The organism is Enterobacter sp. BNK-16 (assembly GCF_048684955.1).
GTDB classification, from domain to species: Bacteria; Pseudomonadota; Gammaproteobacteria; order Enterobacterales; family Enterobacteriaceae; genus Enterobacter; species Enterobacter bugandensis.
Genome location: NZ_JBLQTQ010000001.1, coordinates 205,985 through 230,965, shown reverse-complemented (window position 1 = coordinate 230,965; position 24,981 = coordinate 205,985). Strand labels below are relative to the sequence as shown.

The window sequence follows — 24,981 nt, the reverse complement described above, 5'->3', positions numbered from 1 at the left end:
AACTCCGGTTGATTAACACGACTTACACCAGCCTGCGTTCTTACGCAGGTTTTTTTTTGCCTGATCGTTCAACCTGTAACAGCAAAAGAGAATATTCACACCTGGTTGCATTTCGGCTCATTCCCTTGCGTTTTCCTGCTGGCGAAGCGCAGGGTCAACAGCCACAATCAAGATCCCAGAGGTATTGATTGGTGAGAATTCTTAGTACGGTTTCGTACTCATCTCTTGCACCAACCTGCGCGGATGCGCAGGTTTTTTTTCGCCTCCATTTTTGCTGTCGCTCCCGTATCACTTCTCGTGTAATCTGCCACCATTTACTGTCAACCCACCACACTGTCTGGCAAAGGGAGTTGAGATGCTATTTGGGTTTTTCCGTACACTGTTCCGTATTCTTTTTCGCATCCGCGTCACTGGCGATGCCCAGGCGCTTCGTGGCGAGCGCGTTCTCATCACACCCAATCATGTTTCCTTTATAGACGGCATCCTGCTTGCGCTGTTTCTGCCCGTGCGTCCGGTGTTTGCGGTCTATACCTCCATCAGCCAGCAGTGGTATATGCGCTGGCTCACCCCACTGATCGATTTCGTACCGCTTGACCCGACAAAGCCGATGATGATTAAACACCTGGTACGTCTGGTAGAGCAGGGGCGTCCGGTGGTCATTTTCCCGGAAGGGCGCATTTCAGTGACCGGTTCGCTGATGAAAATCTACGACGGCGCGGGGTTTGTCGCGGCGAAATCAAACGCGACCGTAGTGCCGCTGCGCATTGAAGGCGCAGAGTTGACCCATTTCAGCCGCCTTAAGGGGCTGGTAAAGCAGCGTCTGTTCCCCAAAATCACGCTGCATATCCTGCCGCCAACGTCGTTACCGATGCCGGAAGCGCCGCGTGCCCGCGATCGCCGTAAAATCGCCGGGGAAATGCTGCACCAGATTATGATGGAAGCGCGCATGGCCGTTCGTCCGCGCGAAACGCTGTATGAATCCCTGCTTTCGGCGCAGTACCGCTACGGCGCGAAGAAAAACTGCATTGAAGACATCAACTTTACCCCTGATACCTATCGTAAACTGCTGACCAAGACGCTGTTCGTGGGCCGCATTCTTGAGAAGTACAGCAAAAAGGGCGAAAAGATCGGCCTGATGTTGCCAAACGCGGGCATCAGCGCGGCGGTGATTTTTGGTGCGGTTTCCCGTGGCCGTATACCGGCGATGATGAACTACACGGCGGGCGTGAAAGGGCTGACCAGCGCCATTACCGCCGCCCAAATTAATACCATTTTTACCTCCCGACAGTTCTTGGACAAAGGCAAGCTGTGGCATCTGCCGGAACAGCTGACCCAGGTACGCTGGGTCTTCCTGGAAGATCTAAAAGCGGACGTGACCACCGGCGACAAGCTGTGGATTTTTGCGCATCTGCTGATGCCGCATCTGGCGCAGGTCAAACAGCAGCCGGAAGATGACGCGATTATCCTTTTCACGTCGGGTTCGGAGGGTAACCCGAAAGGCGTCGTCCACAGCCACAAGAGTATTTTGGCGAACGTTGAGCAGATCAAAAGCATTGCCGACTTTACCGCGAATGACCGTTTTATGTCGGCGCTGCCGCTGTTCCACTCCTTTGGCCTGACGGTGGGGCTGTTCACGCCGCTGCTGACCGGTGCCGAGGTGTTCCTCTATCCCAGCCCGCTGCACTACCGCATTGTGCCGGAGCTGGTGTATGACCGTAACTGCACCGTCCTGTTCGGGACCTCAACCTTCCTGGGTAACTATGCCCGTTTCGCCAATCCGTATGATTTCTTCCGCGTTCGGTACGTGGTGGCCGGTGCGGAAAAGCTGCAGGAGAGCACGCGTCAGATCTGGCAGGATAAGTTTGGCCTGCGCATTCTTGAAGGTTATGGCGTTACCGAGTGTGCGCCCGTGGTCTCGATTAACGTGCCGATGGCGGCGAAACCGGGAACGGTGGGCCGAATTCTGCCGGGGATGGACGCGCGTCTGCTGGCGGTGCCGGGCATTGAGGACGGTGGCCGCCTGCAGCTGAAAGGGCCAAACGTGATGAACGGTTACCTGCGCGTGGAAAACCCAGGCGTGCTGGAAGCGCCAACGGCGGAAAACGTCAACGGCGAGATTGAAACCGGCTGGTACGACACCGGTGACATCGTTCGTTTCGATGAGCAAGGCTTTGTACAGATTCAGGGGCGCGCAAAACGCTTCGCCAAAATCGCCGGTGAGATGGTCTCTCTGGAAATGGTTGAACAACTGGCGACGGCCGTGTCCGCCGAGAAGATGCACGCCACGGTCGTGAAGAGCGATGCCAGCAAAGGCGAGGCGCTGGTGCTGTTTACCACTGATGCTGAGCTTAAGCGCGACAGGTTACTGAGCTATGCGCGTGAACACGGTATTCCTGAACTGGCCGTGCCGCGTGATATTCGCTACCTGAAGCAGCTTCCGGTGCTGGGTAGCGGCAAGCCCGATTTCGTGACCCTGAAAGGTATGGTTGAAGAGGCGGAACAGCAAAATGCGTGAGTCAGTACACACTAACACCTCCCTCAGGTCGAAAGGCATGATGGCCGTCATCGCCGCGCAGTTTCTCTCTGCGTTCGGTGATAACGCGCTGCTGTTTGCCACGCTGGCGCTGCTGAAAGCCGAGTTTTACCCTGACTGGAGTCAGCCGATCCTGCAGATGGTGTTTGTGGGCGCTTACATTATCTTTGCCCCGTTTGTGGGGCAGGTGGCGGACAGTTTCCCCAAAGGCCGGGTGATGATGTTTGCCAACGGTCTCAAGCTGCTGGGCGCTGCCAGTATATGTTTTGGTTTTAATCCGTTTGTTGGCTATACGCTGGTGGGCATCGGTGCTGCCGCCTACTCCCCGGCGAAGTACGGCATTCTCGGAGAACTGACCACGGGCGATAAGCTGGTGAAGGCCAACGGTCTGATGGAGTCGTCAACGATTGCCGCTATCCTTCTCGGCTCCGTCGCGGGTGGCGTGCTGGCCGACTGGCATGTTCTGGCGGCCCTGGGCGTGTGTGCAGTGGTGTATGGTGGGGCGGTCGTGGCTAACCTGTTTATTCCGAAGCTGCCGGTGGCTCGCCCGGGCCAGTCCTGGCGCTTTAAACCGATGACCGGCAGTTTCTTTAACGCGTGCCGCGTGCTGTGGCGTAACGGGGAAACGCGTTTCTCCCTGATGGGAACCAGTATGTTCTGGGGGGCGGGCGTCACGCTGCGCTTCCTGCTGGTTCTGTGGGTACCGGTGGCGCTGGGGATCACCGACAACGCGACGCCGACCTATCTGAATGCGATGGTGGCTATCGGGATTGTGGCTGGGGCGGGCGCGGCGGCGAAGCTGGTAACGCTTGAAACGGTTGCACGCTGCATGCCAGCGGGGATCCTGATTGGCCTCGTGGTGCTTATCTTCTCGCTGCAACATGCATTATTGCCCGCTTATGCTCTGCTGATCCTGATTGGTATTCTGGGGGGCTTCTTTGTGGTACCGCTGAATGCGTTACTCCAGGAGCGTGGCAAGCAGACCGTCGGGGCGGGGAATGCCATTGCGGTTCAAAATCTCGGTGAAAACCTGGCCATGCTGTTAATGCTGGGGCTCTACTCGCTGGCGGTAAAAGTGGGTGTCCCGGTGGTGGCGATTGGCGTTGGATTTGGTGGGCTGTTCGCGGCGGCGATTGCGGGATTGTGGATCTGGCAGCGTCGCCGTTGATTAGTAGCCGGGTGGCGGCTTCGCCTTACCCGGCAAAAGCATCAGGCTACGGCGCAGGATAGGTATAAACCTGATGTACCGCTTCAATCTCCGCTAACACCTCTTCACTCAGGTTCAGATGGAAACTCTCAATGTTAGTTTTCAGCTGTTCCATGGTCGTCGCGCCAAGCAGGGTACTGGCAACAAACGGCTGACGGCGCACGAAGGCCAGCGCCATCTGCGCCGGATCCAGGCCGTGGCGCTTCGCGATATCCACATAGGCAGCAACGGCTTTTTGCGTCTGCTCGCCGCTGTAGCGGGTAAAGCGGCTAAAGAGGGTATTACGCGCCCCGGCCGGTTTCGCACCGTTCAGGTATTTCCCCGTCAGGGTGCCGAAACCGAGGCATGAATAGGCGAGCAGTTCCACTTCCTCATATTGCGTCACTTCGGCCAGCCCCACCTCGTAGCTGCGGTTAAGCAGGCTGTACGGGTTCTGGATGGTGACGATGCGCGGCAGATCGTGTTTATCCGCCAGGTGCAGATAGCGCATTACGCCAAAGGCCGTTTCGTTGGACACGCCAATGTAGCGGATTTTTCCCGCGCGCTGGCATTCGGTCAGCGCCTCCAGCGTTTCCAGCAGCGTAACGGCGGGGGCGCTCTCATTCCAGCTGTAGCCGAGCTTGCCAAAACAGTTGGTTGGACGCTGCGGCCAGTGGACCTGGTAAAGGTCGAGATAGTCGGTTTGCAGGCGCTTCAGGCTCGCGTCCAGCGCGGCGCGGATATTTTTGCGATCGAGGATCTGGTTTGGGCGGATCCCGGCATCGTTGTTTCGCGCGGGGCCACTCACTTTCGAGGCGATAACCAGCTTTTCTCGGTTACCGCGTTTTGCCAGCCAGTTACCGACGTAGGTTTCGGTAAGTCCCTGCGTTTCAGGGCGTGGAGGCACAGGGTACATCTCTGCGACATCAATCAGGTTAATCCCCTGGCTGACGGCATAATCGAGTTGTGCATGGGCATCGGCTTCGCTGTTTTGTTCACCAAATGTCATCGTGCCCAACCCCAGTTGACTTATCTCCAGAGCGCTGTGGGGGATACGGTGATAATGCATAGCCGGCTTCCTTCAATAGACATGTAGACCGCGTCAGGAACCTCCCGACAAAGGAATATAAACATGGCAGAGGGGAAGCAAAAGGGGAAGAAAAAAATCAAAAAGGCCAGTAGGCTACTGACCTCCGACTGTTATCGCTCAATAATTTGCGAGACTTCGTCGCGATTGATCTGCATTTTATTGCCTGCCTGGTCATGGTAGCTGACCAGACCGGTATCATCGTCGACTTCAGGTTTACCGTCAGTCAGGATCATCCGGCCGTCTTTCGTCGCCATGACGTAATCACTGCTGCAGCCCGAAACGGCAAACGCCAACCCGACTGCTGAAATTAACACCGCCCATTTTTTCATCGTTATCGTCCTCATCTGGCTCGTATCAAATCATAGTGTAGTATTAACCCGTTATAGCAACAGGGTGAAGCGGTAAAATCTTAAAAACCAGGCGATTATGTTTGTGAGCTCGCAAAATAAGTAAAAAACTATGTTTTAAGTAAGAAATGACGAGCAAGCAGCGCGCCGGTGAAATTTTTTTTGAGATAAAAACCGCGCGGCAGCGTCAGTATGGGTTCGCCCATCGCGCCGATCGCCTCGGTAAGCGCTTTGCTGTTTGCCGCTTTCGGGCGCAGCTGTAAAACTTCTCCGTGCCGGGCGGTAATTCGCTCGACCTGACCGAGCACAATCATGTCCATCAGTTCTTCCCAGTCCAGGCGCAACTGATGCTCCTCTTCTTCATCCGGGCTCCAGAGCAGCGGCGCGCCAACGCGGCGTTCAGCCAACGGGATCTGCCGTTCACCTTCAACCGGAACCCAAAGCACGCGATTCAGCTTATGGCGCACGTGGCTGGTTTCCCATGTTACGCCGGTATTGCCGGTTAAGGGCGCAACGCAGACAAAGGTAGTCTCCAGGGGCCGACCCTGGCGGTCGATAGGAATAGTTTTTAACTCTACGCCAAGGGCCGCGAAATCTTGCTCTGGCTTGCTCCCGGCGCTTGCCCCCAGCCACAGCTCCAGAAGCATGCCGATCCAGCCCTTATCTCGTTTCAGATCCTTCGGGATCTGTAGCCCTGCCATCGCCGCCAGTTCGCCCAGCGAGAAGCCTGCAAGGCGCTGAGCCTGCTGTAGCAACTGGCTTTCGCTCGAAGGCGGTGAGAGCAAGGGTGAAAGCGGATGCATGACGATAACCTTTTGATTAAAAAATAAACGAAGAAACAGTCCCCTGTGGATAGAGTTTAACTTTTTCTGTACCAATATTCCATGTGCATGATTTATAGGTTTTTTTATGAAGTTTTCACGGTTTCATCAGGGACGCAAAACGGGTTGTTCAAATCTGGTCACTGACAATAAACAGGATCTTACACCATGTTATCCACAGAAAAATGGGATAACTGGGCATAACCCTGACTACTGTTTCAATTTACAGCCTTGACGTGCGACGAAAATCCAAATTTCAGACAAATTGTGCCTAACTTATTGGCACAATCTGTGGATAAAACCGACGCTGTTCGATCTTTCATCAGCACGACGATCCCTGCTGTGACGATCGTCACGCTATTCTGCATTTTGTTTGTCGATATGAATATAAAATAATGAAAAATATGACTTTATGTTGAAGGCGAGAAATGGGAGGGCAGAGGCCATTTCAGGTTGTTCATCGGTAATCAGACACTTCTTCACAACTATATCCACAGAAAAGGTGAATAAAATTGCCCTTGAGACCGCACATCTGTTTATAACTCTGCGCTTATTTGTGAGTTATTCAAATGTTATTAGGTTGCAGGCCTGTAAGAGAGTGGTTTACCGCCTCACTGTAGTGTGAAACAATCATTCATATATAAGGTTTAGTTTGGGGTAGTCCGGTGATTGATGACGATGGCTACCGCCCGAACGTAGGAATAGTAATTTGTAATCGTCAGGGCCAGGTCATGTGGGCCCGTCGATATGGTCAGCACTCCTGGCAGTTCCCGCAAGGCGGGATCAATCCGGGAGAGTCCCCAGAACAAGCGATGTACCGGGAGCTTTTTGAAGAGGTCGGTTTAAGCCGAAAAGATGTTCGCATCCTTGCCTCGACCCGCAACTGGTTGCGTTACAAGTTACCGAAACGTTTGGTGCGTTGGGACACAAAGCCGGTTTGTATCGGCCAGAAACAGAAGTGGTTTCTTCTGCAGTTGGTGGGCAACGATTCGGACATCAATATGCAAACCAGCAGTACGCCGGAGTTCGATGGCTGGCGCTGGGTGAGCTATTGGTATCCTGTTCGTCAGGTCGTGTCATTTAAGCGCGATGTTTACCGTAGGGTGATGAAAGAGTTTGCAAGTGTGGTGATGCAGCTTCAGGAGATCCCGCCTAAGCCGCAGAGCGCACCTGCCTGGCGACGTAAAAGAGGTTAAGCTACGCAAATCATGCTCACCCGCTTGCGAGAAATAGTCGAGAAGGTGGCCAGCGCTCCGCGCCTCAACGAGGCGCTGAATATTCTGGTCACTGACATCTGTCTTGCGATGGAGACCGAGGTCTGTTCGGTGTATCTGGCCGACCACGATCGGCGCTGCTATTACCTGATGGCGACCCGCGGTTTGAAAAAGCCGCGGGGGCGCACCGTAACGCTCGCATTTGATGAAGGTATCGTCGGTCTGGTTGGGCGGCTGGCTGAACCTATCAACCTTGCCGACGCGCAAAAACACCCCAGCTTTAAATACATCCCTTCCGTAAAAGAAGAACGCTTCCGCGCGTTTCTGGGTGTGCCGATTATTCAGCGTCGTCAGCTACTCGGTGTGCTGGTCGTCCAGCAGCGCGAGCTGCGTCAGTATGATGAAAGCGAAGAGTCCTTCCTCGTCACGCTGGCGACACAGATGGCGGCGATCCTCTCTCAGTCTCAGCTTGCTGCGCTCTTTGGTCAGTACCGCCATACGCGCATTCGCGCCCTTCCGGCATCACCAGGGGTGGCGATTGCGGAAGGCTGGATGGACGCCACGCTGCCATTGATGGAGCAGGTCTACGAAGCCTCTACGCTTGATGAAGCGCTGGAGCGCGAGCGTCTTACTGCCGCGCTGGAAGAGGCGGCCAATGAGTTCCGTCGCTACAGCAAGCGCTTTGCCGCTGGTGCGCAAAAAGAGACGGCGGCCATCTTCGACCTCTACTCGCACCTGCTTTCCGACGCGCGTCTGCGCCGTGAGCTTTTTGCTGAGGTTGATAAAGGCGCAGTCGCGGAGTGGGCGGTTAAAAAGGTCATCGAAAAATTTGCCGAGCAGTTCGCTGCCCTGACCGACGGTTATCTGAAAGAGCGGGCGGGAGATCTCCGCGCGCTGGGACAGCGCCTGCTGTTCCACCTCGATGATACCATTCAGGGGCCGAATGCCTGGCCAAAACGGTTTGTGCTGGTGGCCGATGAACTTTCGGCAACAACACTGGCCGAGCTGCCGCAGGACAGACTCGCCGGGGTTGTCGTACGTGATGGTGCAGCGAACTCCCATGCCGCCATTATGGTGCGCGCGCTCGGTATCCCTACCGTTATGGGGGCGGATATTCAGCCCTCGGTGCTGCACCGCCGCACGCTGGTGGTTGATGGTTACCGCGGTGAACTGCTGGTCGATCCTGAGCCGGTTCTGCTCCAGGAATATCAGCGTCTTATCAGCGAAGAGAATGAATTAAGCAAGCTGGCGGAAGATGACGTTAACCTGCCCGCGCAGCTGAAAAGCGGAGAGCGGATCAAAGTCATGCTCAACGCCGGCTTAAGCCCCGAGCACGAAGAGAAGCTTGGCAGCCGAATCGACGGGATCGGTTTATACCGCACTGAAATCCCCTTCATGCTGCAGAGCGGTTTCCCCTCCGAAGAGGAGCAGGTGGCGCAGTATCAGGGGATGTTACAGATGTTCAACGACAAGCCTGTCACCCTGCGAACCCTGGATGTCGGGGCGGATAAACAGCTGCCGTATATGCCCATCAGCGAAGAGAACCCGTGTCTGGGCTGGCGCGGGATCCGTATTACGCTCGATCAGCCGGAGATCTTCCTGATCCAGGTGCGCGCGATGCTGCGCGCCAACGCCGCGACGGGCAATCTCAGTATCCTGCTGCCGATGGTCACCAGCATAGATGAAATCGACGAAGCGCGGCGCCTGATCGAACGTGCTGGTCGTGAAGTGGAAGAGATGATTGGCTATGCGATCCCGAAACCACGGATCGGCGTTATGCTCGAAGTGCCATCTATGGTCTTTATGCTGCCGCAGCTGGCAAATCGCGTTGATTTTATCTCTGTCGGTACCAACGACCTGACGCAATATATTCTGGCCGTCGACCGGAACAACACCCGCGTCGCCAGTATCTACGATAGCCTGCACCCGGCGATCATTCGCGCGCTGGCGATGATTGCCCGTGAGGCTGAACAGTACGGTATTGATCTCCGCCTGTGCGGTGAAATGGCCGGAGACTCGATGTGTGTCGCGATCCTGATTGGTCTGGGGTATCGTCATTTGTCAATGAACGGCCGCGCAGTAGCGCGCGTGAAGTATTTGTTGCGGCATATCGACATCAATGATGCCCGCGAGCTGGCTGAGCGCAGCCTTGAGGCGCAGCTGGCCGCAGAGGTTCGTCACCAGGTGGCGGCATTTATGGAACGGCGCGGTATGGGCGGCCTGATCCGCGGTGGTCGCTAATCGTCTTTCGTCCTCTCCTTGTGGAGAGGGCGCCAGCGCGCACAAAAACCTATACACATCTTTTACATCTCTGGCGCATCCTCCGCGCCCGCCTTATGCTATGATTCGCAACTTTGGAGCCTCTGCTTAAGGCAGAATCGCATGTCTACCGCTGTCCACTTTCAGCGGAATAACAACATCTTGTGGTGACAGATGAACAGTGGTTATCTGCATTTTCCGGAGTTTGATCCGGTCATTTTCTCAGTAGGACCTGTTTCGCTTCACTGGTACGGTCTGATGTACCTGGTGGGCTTTATTTTTGCCATGTGGCTCGCGGGCCGTCGCGCCAGCCGTCCTGGCAGCGGCTGGACCAAAAACGAAGTTGAAAACCTGCTGTACGCGGGCTTCCTCGGCGTGTTCCTCGGTGGCCGTATTGGGTATGTACTGTTCTATAACTTCCCGGTGTTCCTGAACGATCCCCTCTACCTGTTCCGCGTCTGGGACGGCGGCATGTCCTTCCACGGCGGCCTGATTGGGGTGATCCTGGTGATGGTGATTTTTGCCAAACGCACCAAACGCAACTTCTTCCAGGTGTCAGATTTTATCGCACCGCTGATCCCGTTTGGTCTGGGGGCGGGTCGTCTGGGCAACTTTATTAACGGTGAGCTGTGGGGCCGCGTTGACCCAAGCGTACCGTACACGATGCTCTTCCCGGGCTCCCGCGCGGAAGATATCGCCCTGCTGCCGTCGCACCCGGAGTGGCAGTCCATTTTCGATACCTACGGCGTGCTGCCGCGTCATATGTCCCAGCTGTATGAGCTGGCGCTGGAAGGCGTGGTGCTGTTTATCATCCTCAATCTGTTTATTCGCAAGCCGCGCCCGATGGGAGCTGTTTCCGGACTGTTCCTGATTGGCTATGGCGCGTTCCGCATCATCGTTGAATTCTTCCGCCAGCCGGATGCGCAGTTTACCGGCGAATGGGTACAGTACATCAGCATGGGGCAGATCCTCTCCATTCCGATGATTGTCGCGGGTGCCATTATGATGATTTGGGCGTATCGTCGTCGTCCACAGCAACAACTTTCCTGAGGAACCATGAAACAGTATCTTGAATTGATGAAAAAAGTGCTCGATGAGGGCACGCCGAAAAACGACCGTACCGGTACCGGTACGCTCTCCATTTTTGGCCACCAGATGCGCTTCAATCTGCAAGAAGGCTTCCCTCTGGTGACGACGAAGCGCTGCCACCTGCGCTCGATCATTCATGAACTGCTCTGGTTCCTGCAAGGCGACACTAACGTTGCGTATCTGCACGAAAATAACGTCTCCATCTGGGACGAATGGGCAGATGAAAACGGCAACCTGGGCCCGGTTTACGGCAAGCAGTGGCGCGCATGGCCAACGCCTGATGGCCGCCATATTGACCAGATCACCACCGTGATGAACCAGCTGAAAAACGATCCGGACTCGCGCCGAATCATCGTTTCCGCCTGGAACGTGGGCGAGCTGGACAAAATGGCGCTGGCTCCGTGCCACGCGTTCTTCCAGTTCTATGTCGCAGACGGCAAGCTCTCCTGCCAGCTCTACCAGCGCTCCTGTGACGTGTTCCTCGGCCTGCCGTTTAACATTGCCAGCTATGCGCTGTTAGTCCACATGATGGCGCAGCAGTGCGACCTGGAAGTGGGTGATTTCGTCTGGACAGGTGGGGACACCCATCTTTACAGCAATCATATGGAACAGACGCATCTTCAGCTCACTCGTGAACCGCGCGCGTTGCCGAAGCTGATTATCAAACGCAAACCGGAATCGATCTTCGATTACCGCTTTGATGATTTTGAGATTGAGGGCTACGACCCGTACCCTGGCATCAAAGCGCCTGTCGCTATCTGATGCGGTAAAGCGTGACATAACCGGTGCTGTTTAGCGCCGGTTTTTTTTCGTCTTTATTCCGTTTTCCGAGGCGTTATCCAGAAAACGTGCAACGCGCTGCAACTCTCCTGATACTTCGGATAACGCCTCGTAAAACCATTATTCACCGCTCGCCACGCCCACGGCGAATCGCCACACTTCCCGCATGAAAAAAGAGAACGGCTTTACGCTTATCGAAACGCTGGTGGCAGTCTCGCTGGTTGTCATACTCAGCGCCTCAGGTCTGTACGGCTGGGACAGCTGGCAGCGGCAGCAGCGGCTGTGGCAAACCGCCGGCCAGGTGCGCGACTATCTGGTGTTTCTGCGAAATGATGCCAACCGGTACAACCGCGACCATCACATAACCCAGCTGCGGGTTGGGGGACAGGAGTGTCTGGTGAGCGCTGCCGTACAAGGATGTGAGAAGGGCAGCCCCTTTGCTCTGATTCCACTCTGGCCAGAGGTCGCGGTGAGCGAGGTCACACCTTCATTAGGGTTCTATGGGTTAAGGGATACGGCATGGGCAGGGCGGATACGCCTGCAAAGCCGTGCCGGAGAATGGCTTATCCAGGTCTCAGACGGAGGGCGCATCAGAATGTGTAAGGTCTCACAAGGAGGTTCATGTCGATGAGACAACGCGGTTTCTCGCTGACAGAAGTTCTGATTGCTACGGCCATCAGTAGCCTGTTGTTGATTGGCGCATCGCGCTTTCTACCCGGATTGCATCAGGCGGTATTACTGCAATCCGGCCAGAGAGAGCTGGAAGAAGAGGTCTGGCAGCGCCTGTTTGCTCTCGGCAAACAGCTTCAGCGTGCGGGTTACTGTGCGGGAAACTGCCAGGGGCAAGGGCTGGCGATCGCAAGGCAGGGCAGCTGCGTCATTGTTCGGTGGGATGCCAACAGTAACGGTCGCTGGGACCGCAGTGCATCAGAAAACGACAGCACCGGTTTTCGTCTGGAATCGGGCGCGCTGGAAACGCTTCGTGGGGCAACCTCGTGTGAAGGTCAGGGATGGGAAAAGCTCACGGACCCGGACAGGCTCGCCATCGCGCATTTTGTGGTGAGGAAAGTAACACACGCCGGGTTTGCGCCGGAGCTGAATATCGAACTGTCCGCCCTGCGCAACGGCGATCAAGGAGAGCCTTATCAGGCTTTGTATACGGTCACGGGGTACAACCTGTGAACCGTCAACGCGGTATGTCTTCGCTGGCGCTGGTTCTACTTTTACTGGTGCTTGGTACGCTGATCCTCACCGGCCTTAACCAGCAGCTGACAACGTTCAGCGCGCTCGTTGGCGGTGAGAGCCGTTCGCTGCAGCAGCAGGCTTCTGTACAGTCAGCGCTTGAGTGGGGGCGCGTTCAGAGCTGGTCACCCGCTCCTGAAGTCCAGTGCAAAAAGGCACCCGCCTGGCAAGTGTGTTTGCGGCGGCTGAGTGAGACCACTGTTTTACTGATTGCCGGAGTCAACGACCTGCTGCTCTGGCGTTCAGGAGAGATTATTGACGGTAATATTCGCTTTTCGCCTCACGGCTGGAGTGATTTTTGCCCACTAAAGGAACGTTCGCTATGCCAGCTGCCGTAAGCAAAGAAAAAGGATTTAGCATGGTTGAGGTTCTGCTGGCGATGATGCTGCTGGTCATCATCGTCACGGCACTGGCCGGCTATCATCGGGCGCTGGCGGCGCGGTTTACGCTGTTTAACCAGTATCGTCAGCTCTGGCACCATGCCTGGAATCAGGCTCAGCTCTCAACAAATGTTCTGCCCGCAGGCTGGCAGGCCAGTCGGGTGCAGACAACGCACGCAGGATGTGTCAGCATCACGGTTACACTTATTTCTCCTCTGGGGCGACGCGGTGAAATAACGCGTCTGCATTGCCCGGTTAGCCAGTAGTCGGGAGCGTCTATGTTAAGGGTCTACCACTCAAATCGTCTGGATGTGCTGGAAGCACTGATGGAATTTATCGTTGAGCGCGAGCGGCTCGACGATCCTTTTGAGCCTGAAATGGTGCTGGTGCAGAGCACCGGTATGGCACAGTGGCTGCAAATGTCGCTTTCTCGTAAGTTTGGCATTGCCGCGAATATTGATTTCCCGCTGCCCGCGAGCTTTATCTGGGAGATGTTTGTTCGCGTGTTACCGGACATCCCTGAGCAGAGCGCCTTCAACAAGCAGGGCATGAGCTGGAAGCTGATGGCGCTGCTGCCGGAAATGCTCCAGCACGATGAATTCGCCATGCTGCGCCACTACCTCAATGACGATACCGATAAGCGCAAGCTGTTCCAGCTGGCGTCGCGCACCGCCGATCTCTACGACCAATACCTTGTTTACCGTTCTGACTGGTTAATTCGCTGGGAAGCGGGCGAACTGGTTGAAGGGTTACCGGAGGCGCAAATATGGCAGGCACCGCTTTGGAAAGCGCTGGTCGAGCATACGGAGAAACTTGGGCAGCCTAAGTGGCACCGTGCCAACCTGTACGATCGGTTTATCTCAATACTCGAGAATGCGTCGGCGCGTCCAGCCCGACTGCCGTCACGCGTTTTTATCTGTGGGATATCCGCATTACCGCCTGTTTATCTGAAAGCGTTGAATGCGCTGGGTAAACATATCGATATTCATATTTTGTTCACCAACCCTTGCCGACAGTATTGGGGGGATATCCTCGACGAACGTTGGCTTGCGCGGCTGGTGACTCGCCAGCGAAAGCGCCTTTTTGAAGAACGATCCGTCCCGCTGTTTAAAGACGGCTCGACTGCCGGGCAGCTTTTTGATGAAGACGGCATCCAGAACCTGCCCAATCCACTGCTTGCCTCATGGGGGAAGCTGGGGCGTGATTACATTCACATGCTCTCCGATATTACGTCATCAGGCGAAGGTGACGTTGACGCCTTTGTCGAGATCGCCCCGGATAGTCTGCTGCATAATATTCAGTTAGATATTTTGGATCTGGAGAACCGCGCCGTCATGGGCGTGACGGCGAAAGAGTTTGAGCGCAGCGACAGCAAGCGGAAGCTGGACGCCGAGGATCGCAGTATCACGATCCATGTTTGTCATAGCCCGCAGCGTGAGGTCGAAGTGCTTCACGATCGGCTGCTGGCGATGCTGCAGGACGACCCTGAACTGACGCCGCGCGATATCGTGGTGATGGTGGCGGACATCGACAGCTACAGTCCCTTTATTCAGGCCGTCTTCGGCAGTGCGACGGGTGAGCGATATCTGCCTTACGCCATCTCTGACCGTCGTGCCCGTCAGTCGCACCCGGCATTGCAGGCATTTATCACCCTGCTTTCACTGCCGGATAGCCGGTTTATCTCCGAAGATGTTCTGGCGTTACTGGATGTTCCCGTGCTGGCAGCCCGCTTCAACATCAATGAAGAAGGGCTGCGCTACCTTCGCCAGTGGGTAAACGAATCAGGCGTTCGCTGGGGCATCGATGACGATAACGTTCAGGAGTTCGAGCTTCCCCCAACCGGCCAGCATACCTGGCGGTTTGGCCTGACGCGTATGCTGCTGGGCTACGCCATGGAGAGCAGCCAGGGCGAGTGGAACGAAGTGCTGCCTTACGATGAGTCCAGCGGTTTGATTGCTGACCTGGTAGGGCATTTAGCTTCTCTGCTGATGCAGCTTAACCGCTGGCGCCGTGAGCTAATGCAGCCGCGTCCGCTTGAAGAGTGGCTCCCGGTGTGCAGGGCGTTACTTAATGATTTCTTCCTGCCAGACAACGACACCGAAGCGGCGATGGCGCTCATTGAAACGCAGTGGCAGGCTATCGTTGACGAGGGCGTGAATTCCCACTATCGCGAAGCGATTCCTTTGTCGCTGCTGAGAGATGAGTTGACGCAGCGCCTTGACCAGGAGCGAATCAGCCAGCGTTTCCTGGCAGGCCCCATCAATATCTGTACCCTGATGCCAATGCGCTCAATTCCCTTTAAGGTGGTCTGCCTGCTCGGCATGAACGACGGTATTTATCCTCGGGCCCTGGCACCGCTGGGGTTCGATTTGATGAACGCAGATCCAAAGCGGGGTGACCGTAGCCGTCGTGATGATGACCGCTATCTCTTCCTTGAAGCGCTCATCTCCGCTCAAAGTAAGCTCTATATCAGCTATATCGGTCGTTCCATTCAGGACAACAGCGAGCGCTTCCCCTCCGTTCTGGTGCAGGAACTGGTGGACTATATCGGCCAGAGCCACTATCTGGCTGGGGATGAGGCGCTTAACTGCGATGAAAGCGAGCAGCGGGTGAAGGCGCACATTACCTGTATCCACAGCCGCATGCCGTTTGACCCGGTAAACTATATTGTCAGCGAACAGCAGAGCTATGCCCGCGAATGGCTGCCAGCAGCGAAAAAAGAGGGGAGAGCCCATACGGATTTTATTCAGCCGCTTGATCCGCTGCCCATTAACACTCTGACTTTCGAACAGCTTCAGCGGTTTTGGGCGCATCCGGTGCGCGCCTTCTTCCAGCAGCGATTACAGGTCAACTTCCGCTCTGAAGAGAGCGAAATTCCTGATGCAGAACCCTTTACTCTGGAAGGGCTGGAGCGCTATCAGCTAAACCTCCAGCTGCTTAATGCGCTGGTTGAAGAGGAAGATGCAGACAAACTTTACCGCCGCTACCGTGCCGCAGGGCAACTACCTTACGGTGCGTTTGGGGAAATCGTCTGGGAGGCGCAGTGCCAGGAGATGACCGCTCTGGCGGAGCGCGTCAGGGAGCACCGCCAGCCCGGACACAGCATCGAAATCGATCTCAGCTGCAAGGGCATACAGCTCACGGGCTGGCTAACCCAGGTTCAGCCAGATGGGCTACTGCGCTGGCGGCCTTCTCTGCTCAGCGTTTCACAAGGATTGCAACTCTGGCTGGAACATCTTGTCTACAGTGCGGGTGGGAATAAAGGTGAAAGCCGGATCTTCGTGCGCAAAGAGGGCGAATGGCGCTTCCCACCCATGGAGGCAGAACAGGCGTTACGCTATCTGTCCTTGTATATTGAGGGCTATCTTCAGGGAATGAACAAACCCCTCCTGTTACTGCCCGAAAGTGGCGGTGCGTGGATAAAAGCCTGTTATGACGCGCAGAATGATGCGATGTTAACGGATGAGGCTTCGCTGCAGAAAGCGCGCAGTAAATTTATGCAGGCCTATGAAGGAAACATGATGGTACGCGGTGAAGGTGAGGATGTCTGGTATCAACGTCTATGGCGAACGCTTGAGCCAGAATACTTCGAGGCTATTACGGAAGAGGCACAGCGCTACCTGTTACCGTTGTTTAAGTTTAATCAGTCCTGAGCGCTGTATAAAAATTGCGCAGTATGGGGTGTTCATTTATGATGCACTTCTTATCACGGACTGATGTACCCAAAGAATGAGATGTTGGCGTGTCCAGCACGCAGTTTGTTAATGATGTAGCCGTGATAAAGAGGTCGTAATGCCAGGCAGCACCTTGTTTAAAGCGTTTGTTTTGTTTTTCGCCCTCTGGGCACCCGTCACTCACGCAGACTCCGGTTGGCAACCCGTTCAGGAAACTATCCGTAAGAGCGAAAAAGATACCCGTCAGTATCAGGCTATCCGCCTTGATAACGGTATGACCGTGCTGCTGGTTTCCGATCCGCAGGCGGTGAAATCCCTCTCGGCGTTAGTGGTGCCGGTTGGATCGCTGGAAGATCCTGAGGCGCATCCGGGGCTGGCGCATTACCTCGAACACATGACGCTGATGGGCTCTAAAAAATATCCGCAGCCGGATAGCCTTTCAGAATTCCTGAAAATGCACGGCGGCAGCCACAACGCCAGCACGGCACCGTACCGCACGGCCTTTTATCTCGAAGTCGAAAATGACGCGCTGGAAGGGGCGGTTGATCGTCTTGCCGATGCTATCGCCGCGCCGCTGCTGGATAAAAAATACGCCGACCGCGAGCGCAATGCCGTCAATGCGGAGCTGACCATGGCCCGTACTCGGGACGGTATGCGTATGGCGCAGGTCAGCGCCGAGACCATCAACCCGGCGCATCCGGGCTCACGTTTCTCGGGCGGTAACCTGGAGACGCTGAGCGATAAACCGGGAAGCCCGGTCATTGACGCCCTGCATGCGTTTCGTGACAAATACTACTCCGCCAACCTGATGAAGGCGGTTATTTACAGCAACAAACCGTTGCCGGAGCTTGCCGGACTGGCGGCACAAACGTTTGGCCGGGTGCCGAATAAAAATATTGACCTGCCGAAGATAGACGTACCGGTTGTCACGGACGCGCAAAAAGGGATCGTCATCCACTACGTTCCTGCCATGCCGCGCAAAGTGCTGCGCGTTGAGTTCCGCATTGATAACAACACAGCCCAGTTTCGCAGTAAAACCGACGAGCTGGTGACCTACCTGATTGGTAACCGCAGCCCGGGAACCTTATCTGACTGGCTGCAAAAACAGGGGCTGGTGGAAGGGATCCGCGCCGATTCCGATCCCGTGGTAAACGGCAACAGCGGCGTGCTGGCGATCTCCGCCACCCTGACCGACAAAGGTCAGGCCAACCGTGATGAAGTGGTGGCGGCTATCTTTAGCTACCTCTCTTTACTGCGCGAGAAAGGCGTCGATAAGCGCTATTTTGATGAACTGGCGCACGTGCTGGATCTCGATTTCCGTTACCCGTCCATTACCCGCGATATGGATTACGTGGAGTGGCTGGCGGATACCATGATCCGCGTGCCGGTGGCGCACACGCTCGACGCGGTCAATATTGCCGATCGTTATGATGCCGAGGCGGTTAAAGCGCGCCTGGCGATGATGACGCCGCAAAATGCCCGCATCTGGTACATCAGCCCGAACGAACCGCATAACAAGACGGCATACTTTGTTGATGCCCCTTATCAGGTCGACAAAATCAGCGACCAGACCTTCGCCGACTGGCAGAAGAAGGCCGGTGAGATTGCGTTGAAGCTGCCGGAGCTGAATCCCTATATCCCGGATGATTTCTCGCTGATCAAAACGACTAAGGATTATCCGCACCCGGAGCTCATTATTGATGAACCGACGCTGCGCGTGGTGTATACCCCAAGCCGTTATTTTGCGAGCGAGCCAAAGGCCGATGTCAGCGTGGTCCTGCGTAACCCGAAAGCGATGAACAGCGCCAAAAATCAGGTGATGTTCGCGCTCAATGACTATCTGGCCGGTATCGCGCTCGATCAGCTCAGCAACCAGGCGGCCGTGGGCGGGATCAGTTTCTCCACCAACGCCAACAACGGTTTGATGCTTAATGCAAATGGCTATACTCAGCGTCTGCCTCAGCTTTTCAAGGCACTGCTCGAGGGGTACTTCAGCTACACGCCAACGGAAGAGCAGCTTGAGCAGGCTAAATCCTGGTATGCGCAGATGATGGATTCTGCAGAAAAGGGCAAAGCTTACGATCAGGCGCTTATGCCGGCACAAATGCTGTCGCAAATACCTTATTTCCAGCGTGAAGAACGCCGTGCCTTGCTGCCATCAATCTCATTAAAAGAGGTGCTGGCTTACCGTGACTCGCTAAAAACCAACACGCGCCCGGAGTTTCTTATCGTCGGCAACATGAGCGAAGATCAGGCCAAAACGCTGGCAGAAAATGTTCGCACGCAGCTCGGTTCGAAAGGGGACGAGTGGTGCCGTAACCAGGACGTGCTGGTTGAGAAAAAACAGAATGTGATCTTTGAAAAAGCGGGCAGCAGCACCGATTCCGCGCTGGCCGCGGTGTTTGTGCCAACGGGCTATGATGAATTCGCAAGCTCTGCGCAGAGCGCCGTTCTGGGTCAGATTATTCAGCCGTGGTTCTATAACCAGCTGCGCACAGAAGAGCAGCTTGGCTATGCGGTATTTGCTTTCTCAATGAACGTGGGGCGTCAATGGGGGCTGGGCTTCCTGCTGCAAAGCAGCGACAAACAGCCGGCCTATCTCTGGCACCGCTATCAGGCGTTCTTCCCGCAGGTGGAAGCAAAACTGCGGGCCATGAAGCCGGAAGAGTTTGCTCAGATCCAGCAGGCCGTCATCGCGCAGGTGATGCAGCCGCCGCAGACGCTGGGCGAAGAGGCGTCGCAGCTGAGCAAAGATTTCGATCGCGGTAATCTGAAATTTGATTCGCGTGATAAAGTAGTGGCCGAGATAAAACAGCTGACGCCGCAGAAGGCTGCCGATTTCTTCCATCAGGCCGTGATTAAGCCGCAGGGCATCACTATCCTGTCTCAGGTTTCCGGTAGCCAGAACGGGAAAACGGACTACGTGAACCCGAAAGGCTGGAAAGTCTGGAAGAGCGTCAGCGCGTTGCAGCAATCTATGCCCTGGAGTAAGAAAGAATGACCGATACCGCTGAGTCCCTTGATCCCTTACGTTTACCTCTGCAGGGTGAACGATTGATTGAAGCCTCAGCGGGAACGGGAAAAACCTTCACCATCGCCGCGCTCTATCTGCGCCTGCTGTTAGGCCTTGGCGGTAATGCCGCTTTTCCTCGTCCTTTGAGCGTTGAAGAGCTGCTGGTCGTTACCTTTACCGAGGCCGCCACCGCTGAGCTGCGCGGCCGTATTCGGACCAATATCCACGAACTGCGCATCGCCTGTCTGCGCCAGAGCACGGATAACCCTCTTTACGCGAGCCTTCTGAAAGAGATTGCCGATAAGCAACAGGCAGCCCAGTGGCTGCTCCTCGCAGAAAGGCAGATGGACGAAGCGTCCGTCTTCACCATTCACGGTTTTTGCCAGCGCATGCTGAGCCTGAATGCGTTTGAATCCGGCATGCTGTTTGAGCAGCAGCTTATTGAAGATGAATCCGTGCTTCGCTATCAGGCCTGCGCGGATTTCTGGCGTCGCCACTGCTATCCGTTACAGCGGGATATTGCGGAAGCGGTACATGCGTTGTGGAAGGGGCCCGAAGCACTGCTGCGCGCCATCGATCGTTATCTTCAGGGGGAAGCGCCGGTCATCAAATCTCCGCCCCCGGCGGATGAAACCCTGGCCTCACGCCATGAAAAAATCATCGCTAAAATTGCCGACATCAAACAAAAATGGATTGAGTCAGTCGGTGAGATTGACGCGATCATCGAGAATTCCGGGATCGATCGACGTAAGTTCAATCGCGGCAACCAGGGCAAATGGATCGAGAAAATCAGCGCGTGGGCGCAGGAAGAGACGCGCGGTTACCAGCTCCCGGATGCGCTGGAGAAATTCTCCCGGCGTTTCCTGGTTGAGCGGACCAAAGCCGACGGTATCGTGCCTGAACATCCCCTGTTTCTGGCGATTGAAACCCTGCTGGCGGAGCCCCTGACGCTCAACGATCTGATGATCGTCCGCGCCATGACGGAGATCCGCGACGCCGTCGCGCGTGAAAAGCGTCGCCGGGGCGAGCTGGGGTTCGACGATATGCTGAGCCGACTTGATGCGGCGCTGTGCAGTGAGAATGGCGAAGCGCTTGCCGCCGCGATTCGCACCCGCTTTCCGGTCGCGATGATTGACGAATTTCAGGACACCGACCCACAGCAGTACCGCATTTTCCGCCGTATCTGGCGCCAGCAGCCCGGCACCGCGCTGTTGTTAATCGGCGATCCTAAGCAGGCTATTTACGCCTTCCGCGGTGCGGATATTTTTACCTACATGAAAGCCCGCAGCGAGGTTGACGCGCACTACACGCTCGACACCAACTGGCGCTCTTCTCCCGGCATGGTGGAAAGCGTCAATGCGCTCTTCAGCCGCATGGATACGGCGTTTATGTTCCGGGAGATCCCTTTCCAGCCGGTCAAGTTCGCCCCTAAAAATACCGCGTTGCGCTTCGAGGTTAATGGCGAAACTCAGCCAGCCATGAACTTCTGGCTGCTTGATGGGGAAGGCTGGGGCGTCGCGGACTATCAAAATGCTATGGCCCAGCACTGTGCGGCGCAAATTAGGGACTGGCTCAGCGCAGGCGCGTGCGGCGATGCGCTGCTGTGGAAGGAGGATAAACCAGCCCCGGTAAAGGCATCCGATATCACGGTGCTGGTGCGCAGCCGTCAGGAGGCCGCGCTTATCCGCGATGCCCTGACGCTATTGAATATACCGTCCGTCTACCTCTCCAACCGCGACAGCGTTTTTGAAACGCTGGAAGCCCTCGAGATGCTATGGCTGCTGCAGGCTGTGCTGGCCCCGGAGCGTGAAAGCACGCTCCGCAGCGCCTTAGCGAGCGCGATGCTCGGGCTGAACGCGCGTGACATTGATGCGCTTAATACTGACGAATCCGCGTGGGATGCCGTGGTAGAAGAGTTTGTGCGCTACCGTGAAAAATGGCAGAAGCGCGGCGTGATGGCGATGGTGCGCGAGCTCATGGCACATCGTCACATTGCGGAAAACATGCTGGCGACAGCGGGCGGCGAGCGCCGTCTGACCGATATTTTGCACATCAGCGAGCTGCTCCAGGAAGCGGGTACGCAGCTGGAGAGCGAGCATGCTCTGGTGCGCTGGCTGGCCCAGCAGATTGCCGACCCTAACAGCAATTCTTCCAGCCAACAGATGCGCCTCGAGAGCGATAAACATCTGGTGCAGATCGTCACCATTCACAAGTCGAAAGGCCTGGAGTATCCGCTGGTCTGGCTGCCGTTTATCGCCAATTATCGCGTGCAGGACCAGGCTTTTTACCACGATCGCGAGTCGTTCGAAGCGGTACTCGACCTCAGCAACGCGGAGTCCAGCGTCGAGCTGGCCGAAGCCGAGCGTCTCGCGGAAGACCTGCGCCTGCTATACGTGGCGCTGACCCGTTCGGTCTGGCACTGTTCCCTGGGCGTCGCGCCGCTGTTCCGTCGCCGTGGCGAAAAGAGCGGCGAGAGTGATTTTCATCTGAGCGCGCTGGGGCGGCTTATTCAGCGCGGCGAGCCTAAAGATGCCGCAGGGCTGCGCCAGTGCATCGAATCACTTTGCTCAGAGCATGTTGCCTTGCATATTCCCTCCCAGCCCGACAGCAGCCGCTGGCAGACGCCGGAGCAGGGAGAGTCAGCGCTGCATGCCCGCGAGGTGGCTCGCACAATCGCTGACGACTGGCGCGTTACCAGTTACTCCGGTTTACAGCAGCACGGACAGAGTATTGCGCAGGATCTGATGCCAAAACTGGACGTGGATGCCGCTGGGGCCGGGAGCGTGCCCGTCGAGCCGGCGCTCACGCCGCATCAGTTTCCGCGCGGCGCCTCGCCGGGCACGTTTTTGCACAGCCTGTTTGAAGAGCTGGATTTTACCCAGCCGGTATCAGAAGAGTGGGTGCTGAAGATGTTACAGAGCGGCGGCTACGACGCACAGTGGCAGCCGGTTCTCACTGAATGGATCCGCGCTGTTCTGCACGCGCCGCTCACGGCGCAGGGGATCTCGCTGAGCCAGCTGACCGCCAAAGATAAGCAGGTGGAGATGGAGTTTTACCTCCCCATCGCCAGCCCGCTCAGGGCCGAGGCGCTTGATGCGCTGATCCGCGAGTACGATCCGTTATCCGCCGGGTGTCCGCCGCTGAATTTTCGCCAGGTGCAGGGGATGCTGAAAGGCTTTATCGACCTGGTTTTCCGCCATGAAGGGCGCTACTACCTGCTGGATTACAAATCGAACTGGCTGGGAGCAAACAGCGAAGCTTATACCCAGCAGGCGATGGCCTCAGCGATGCAAATGCATCGCTACGATCTGCAGTATCAGCTTTACACCCTGGCGCTGCACCGTTACCTGCGCCATCGCATGGCCGATTATCGCTATGAAGATCATTTTGGCGGCGTCATTTACCTGTTTCTGCGCGGCGTGGATGCTAACGACCCGCGTTCGGGTATCTTCAGCACCCGTCCGGCTGCGGAGTTGATTGAAAAGATGGATAACCTGTTTGCTGCAAGCACGGAGGAAGTAGCATGACGATGCAGGCGCTACTGCTGGACGCAATTGAACAACGTGCACTTCGCCACCTGGACGTACAATTTGCCATGATGGTGGCGGGCGAAGAGCCTGCCGTCATGCTTGCCGCGGCGATGCTGAGTAAAGATGCGGGAGAAGGGCATGTCTGTCTGCCGCTTTCACGTCTGGTGGTGGATGAGAAAATGCCGCCGGCTTTACAGGCGTGTTTCGCGCTTCTGGGTGAGGCAGTGGACTGGCAAGAAATATTACTCCGCTCGCCCGCCGTCAGCAGCGCCGATACCGGTACGCCAATGATTTTGACGGGTGAACGTTTGTATCTGAACCGGCTGTGGCGTAACGAACTGACGGTGGCGCGCTTTTTCAGCGAGACCAATGCTCCGCTCCCGTGCGATGAAGCACTGCTCCGGCAAACGCTGGATACGCTGTTTACCTCTGACGACGAGACAGACTGGCAGAAAGTGGCGGCAGCAGTGGCGTTAACGCGGCGAATATCGGTGATTTCGGGCGGGCCGGGCACCGGTAAAACGACCACCGTGGCTAAGCTGCTTGCCGCGCTGATTCAGTTATCGGGTGAGCAAAAGTGTCGTATCCGCCTGGCGGCACCCACCGGTAAAGCGGCTGCACGTCTGACGGAGTCGTTAGGCGGCGCACTGCAAAAACTGCCGCTTACCGGGGAGCGGCTTGCGCTTTTCCCTAACGAAGCCAGCACGCTGCACCGCTTGCTCGGCGCGCAGCCGGGTAGCCAGCGTCTGCGCTACCATGCCGGTAACCCACTGCATCTGGACGTGCTGGTGGTGGATGAAGCATCGATGATTGACCTGACGATGATGTCGCGTTTGATTGATGCGTTGCCGCCGCACGCGCGCGTCATTTTCCTCGGCGACCGCGATCAGCTTGCCTCCGTTGAGGCCGGGGCCGTGCTGGGCGATATCTGCACCTATGCCAGCCTGGGGTATACCGCTGAACGCGCTGAGGAGCTGGCGCGCCTGACCGGATGTTCGCTCGCGGCTGAAAACCATTTACTTGCGGGGGCGCTGCGCGACAGCCTGTGTCTGCTGCAAAAAAGCTACCGTTTTGGCAGCGACTCCGGCATTGGTCAGCTTGCGGCGGCGGTGAACCGGGGCGACCGGCACGCTACCTGTGCGGTATTTGACGGTACCTTTACCGATATTGAGAAAAAATCGCTGCAAACCGGGGAAGAGTATCAGGCGATGCTGGATGACGCCCTGCTGGGGTACCAACATTTTCTGACGGGCGTACAGCAGCAAAGCACGCCGGAGCAGGTCATTGCCGCGTTTGGCGAATACCAGCTGCTCTGCGCGTTGAGGGAAGGGCCCTTTGGCGTCAGCGGCCTGAACGACAGGCTGGAACAGCTGCTGGCGCAAAAGCGTAAAATCAACCGTACTCCGCACTCGCGCTGGTATGAAGGCCGGCCGGTGATGATCTCCCGCAACGACAGCGCGCTGGGGTTGTTTAACGGGGATATCGGGATTGCGCTCGATCGCGGGCAGGGGCTCCGCGTCTGGTTCCAGATGCCGGACGGTAGCGTGAAGTCCTTCCAGCCGAGCCGTTTGCCCGAGCATGAAACTGCCTGGGCGATGACGGTGCATAAATCCCAGGGTTCTGAGTTTAACCATGCGGCACTTATCCTGCCCACACAGCTTTCCCCTGTCGTTACTCGCGAGCTGATCTATACCGCTATTACGCGCGCGCGTCAGCGCCTGTCGCTGTATACCGATGAACGGGTGCTGGTACAGGCGATTGCCACCCGCACGGAACGCCGAAGCGGGCTGAGCGCGATATTTGACTCCCTCTGAACGACCCCG

The 24,981-nt window shown here is 56.4% G+C and carries 17 protein-coding genes; 14 read left to right on the top strand and 3 right to left on the bottom strand.

Annotated elements, in window-relative coordinates:
• Positions 1-355: 355 nt before the first annotated feature.
• Together aas and lplT are read left to right on the top strand one after the other, a co-directional pair.
• A complete protein-coding gene (gene aas, locus ACMGGH_RS01090; protein ID WP_232948841.1) occupies positions 356-2,515 on the top strand; it encodes a bifunctional acyl-ACP--phospholipid O-acyltransferase/long-chain-fatty-acid--ACP ligase in 2,160 nt (719 codons plus the stop codon).
• Complete coding sequence (gene lplT, locus ACMGGH_RS01085; RefSeq protein ID WP_041908380.1) at positions 2,508-3,701, top strand: lysophospholipid transporter LplT; 1,194 nt, start codon at positions 2,508-2,510, stop codon at positions 3,699-3,701. The genes aas and lplT overlap by 8 nt, the downstream gene beginning before the upstream one ends.
• A 46-nt stretch (positions 3,702-3,747) precedes the next feature.
• Here lplT and ACMGGH_RS01080 read toward each other — a convergent pair whose 3' ends face one another.
• From ACMGGH_RS01080 to mutH, 3 genes are all read right to left on the bottom strand, one after another.
• Positions 3,748-4,788: an NADP(H)-dependent aldo-keto reductase gene (locus ACMGGH_RS01080; protein ID WP_028014287.1), complete on the bottom strand. Its 1,041-nt coding sequence runs from the start codon at positions 4,786-4,788 to the stop codon at positions 3,748-3,750.
• A 131-nt stretch (positions 4,789-4,919) separates the two neighbouring features.
• Positions 4,920-5,138, bottom strand: coding sequence for a YgdI/YgdR family lipoprotein (locus ACMGGH_RS01075; protein ID WP_014885085.1), 219 nt, complete (start codon positions 5,136-5,138; stop codon positions 4,920-4,922).
• A gap of 128 nt (positions 5,139-5,266) precedes the next feature.
• On the bottom strand, positions 5,267-5,959 hold the full coding sequence (gene mutH / locus ACMGGH_RS01070; protein ID WP_028014286.1) for a DNA mismatch repair endonuclease MutH: 693 nt from the start codon (positions 5,957-5,959) through the stop codon (positions 5,267-5,269).
• Between the two features lie 683 nt (positions 5,960-6,642).
• Here mutH and rppH point away from each other — a divergent pair.
• From rppH to recD, 12 genes are all read left to right on the top strand, one after another.
• Entirely contained in the window at positions 6,643-7,173 is a 531-nt protein-coding gene (gene rppH, locus ACMGGH_RS01065; RefSeq protein ID WP_013098553.1) for an RNA pyrophosphohydrolase, read from the top strand.
• 12 nt (positions 7,174-7,185) lie between these two features.
• Positions 7,186-9,432, top strand: coding sequence for a phosphoenolpyruvate--protein phosphotransferase (gene ptsP, locus ACMGGH_RS01060; RefSeq protein WP_028014285.1), 2,247 nt, complete (start codon positions 7,186-7,188; stop codon positions 9,430-9,432).
• Positions 9,433-9,624: 192 nt separating this feature from the next.
• Positions 9,625-10,500, top strand: coding sequence for a prolipoprotein diacylglyceryl transferase (lgt, locus tag ACMGGH_RS01055; protein ID WP_028014284.1), 876 nt, complete (start codon positions 9,625-9,627; stop codon positions 10,498-10,500).
• A gap of 6 nt (positions 10,501-10,506) precedes the next feature.
• Complete coding sequence (gene thyA, locus ACMGGH_RS01050) at positions 10,507-11,301, top strand: thymidylate synthase (RefSeq protein ID WP_047367463.1); 795 nt, start codon at positions 10,507-10,509, stop codon at positions 11,299-11,301.
• Positions 11,302-11,485: 184 nt separating this feature from the next.
• Entirely contained in the window at positions 11,486-11,950 is a 465-nt protein-coding gene (locus ACMGGH_RS01045; RefSeq protein WP_136343734.1) for a prepilin peptidase-dependent protein, read from the top strand.
• Positions 11,941-12,501 carry a prepilin peptidase-dependent protein gene (locus ACMGGH_RS01040; protein WP_088204222.1) on the top strand — a complete coding sequence of 187 codons (561 nt, stop codon included), beginning with the start codon at positions 11,941-11,943 and terminating at the stop codon, positions 12,499-12,501. The genes ACMGGH_RS01045 and ACMGGH_RS01040 overlap by 10 nt, the downstream gene beginning before the upstream one ends.
• Positions 12,498-12,899 (top strand): DUF2509 family protein, encoded by a 402-nt coding sequence (locus ACMGGH_RS01035; RefSeq protein ID WP_048999249.1) that lies wholly within the window; start codon positions 12,498-12,500, stop codon positions 12,897-12,899. Before ACMGGH_RS01040 ends, ACMGGH_RS01035 begins: the two co-directional genes overlap by 4 nt.
• Complete coding sequence (locus tag ACMGGH_RS01030; protein WP_048960720.1) at positions 12,884-13,207, top strand: prepilin-type N-terminal cleavage/methylation domain-containing protein; 324 nt, start codon at positions 12,884-12,886, stop codon at positions 13,205-13,207. Before ACMGGH_RS01035 ends, ACMGGH_RS01030 begins: the two co-directional genes overlap by 16 nt.
• Before the next feature lie 12 nt (positions 13,208-13,219).
• Positions 13,220-16,594, top strand: coding sequence for an exodeoxyribonuclease V subunit gamma (gene recC, locus ACMGGH_RS01025; RefSeq protein WP_045260902.1), 3,375 nt, complete (start codon positions 13,220-13,222; stop codon positions 16,592-16,594).
• A gap of 139 nt (positions 16,595-16,733) precedes the next feature.
• Entirely contained in the window at positions 16,734-19,616 is a 2,883-nt protein-coding gene (gene ptrA, locus ACMGGH_RS01020; protein ID WP_232948842.1) for a pitrilysin, read from the top strand.
• Positions 19,613-23,155 (top strand): exodeoxyribonuclease V subunit beta, encoded by a 3,543-nt coding sequence (gene recB / locus ACMGGH_RS01015; RefSeq protein ID WP_420299055.1) that lies wholly within the window; start codon positions 19,613-19,615, stop codon positions 23,153-23,155. Before ptrA ends, recB begins: the two co-directional genes overlap by 4 nt.
• Complete coding sequence (gene recD / locus ACMGGH_RS01010) at positions 23,152-24,972, top strand: exodeoxyribonuclease V subunit alpha (protein ID WP_194386638.1); 1,821 nt, start codon at positions 23,152-23,154, stop codon at positions 24,970-24,972. The genes recB and recD overlap by 4 nt, the downstream gene beginning before the upstream one ends.
• Positions 24,973-24,981: the final 9 nt, after the last annotated feature.

Excerpts from the sequence above, each read along its gene's own strand:
- mutH (WP_028014286.1), bottom strand. The coding sequence starts at position 5,959 with ATGCATCCGCTTTCACCCTTGCTCTCACCGCCTTCGAGCGAAAGCCAG.
- thyA (WP_047367463.1), top strand. The coding sequence starts at position 10,507 with ATGAAACAGTATCTTGAATTGATGAAAAAAGTGCTCGATGAGGGCACG.
- aas (WP_232948841.1), top strand. The coding sequence starts at position 356 with ATGCTATTTGGGTTTTTCCGTACACTGTTCCGTATTCTTTTTCGCATC.
- recB (WP_420299055.1), top strand. The coding sequence starts at position 19,613 with ATGACCGATACCGCTGAGTCCCTTGATCCCTTACGTTTACCTCTGCAG.
- ACMGGH_RS01030 (WP_048960720.1), top strand. The coding sequence starts at position 12,884 with ATGCCAGCTGCCGTAAGCAAAGAAAAAGGATTTAGCATGGTTGAGGTT.
- recD (WP_194386638.1), top strand. The coding sequence starts at position 23,152 with ATGACGATGCAGGCGCTACTGCTGGACGCAATTGAACAACGTGCACTT.
- ptsP (WP_028014285.1), top strand. The coding sequence starts at position 7,186 with ATGCTCACCCGCTTGCGAGAAATAGTCGAGAAGGTGGCCAGCGCTCCG.
- recC (WP_045260902.1), top strand. The coding sequence starts at position 13,220 with ATGTTAAGGGTCTACCACTCAAATCGTCTGGATGTGCTGGAAGCACTG.
- ACMGGH_RS01075 (WP_014885085.1), bottom strand. The coding sequence starts at position 5,138 with ATGAAAAAATGGGCGGTGTTAATTTCAGCAGTCGGGTTGGCGTTTGCC.
- ACMGGH_RS01080 (WP_028014287.1), bottom strand. The coding sequence starts at position 4,788 with ATGCATTATCACCGTATCCCCCACAGCGCTCTGGAGATAAGTCAACTG.
- ptrA (WP_232948842.1), top strand. The coding sequence starts at position 16,734 with ATGCCAGGCAGCACCTTGTTTAAAGCGTTTGTTTTGTTTTTCGCCCTC.
- lplT (WP_041908380.1), top strand. The coding sequence starts at position 2,508 with ATGCGTGAGTCAGTACACACTAACACCTCCCTCAGGTCGAAAGGCATG.
- ACMGGH_RS01040 (WP_088204222.1), top strand. The coding sequence starts at position 11,941 with ATGTCGATGAGACAACGCGGTTTCTCGCTGACAGAAGTTCTGATTGCT.
- lgt (WP_028014284.1), top strand. The coding sequence starts at position 9,625 with ATGAACAGTGGTTATCTGCATTTTCCGGAGTTTGATCCGGTCATTTTC.
- ACMGGH_RS01045 (WP_136343734.1), top strand. The coding sequence starts at position 11,486 with ATGAAAAAAGAGAACGGCTTTACGCTTATCGAAACGCTGGTGGCAGTC.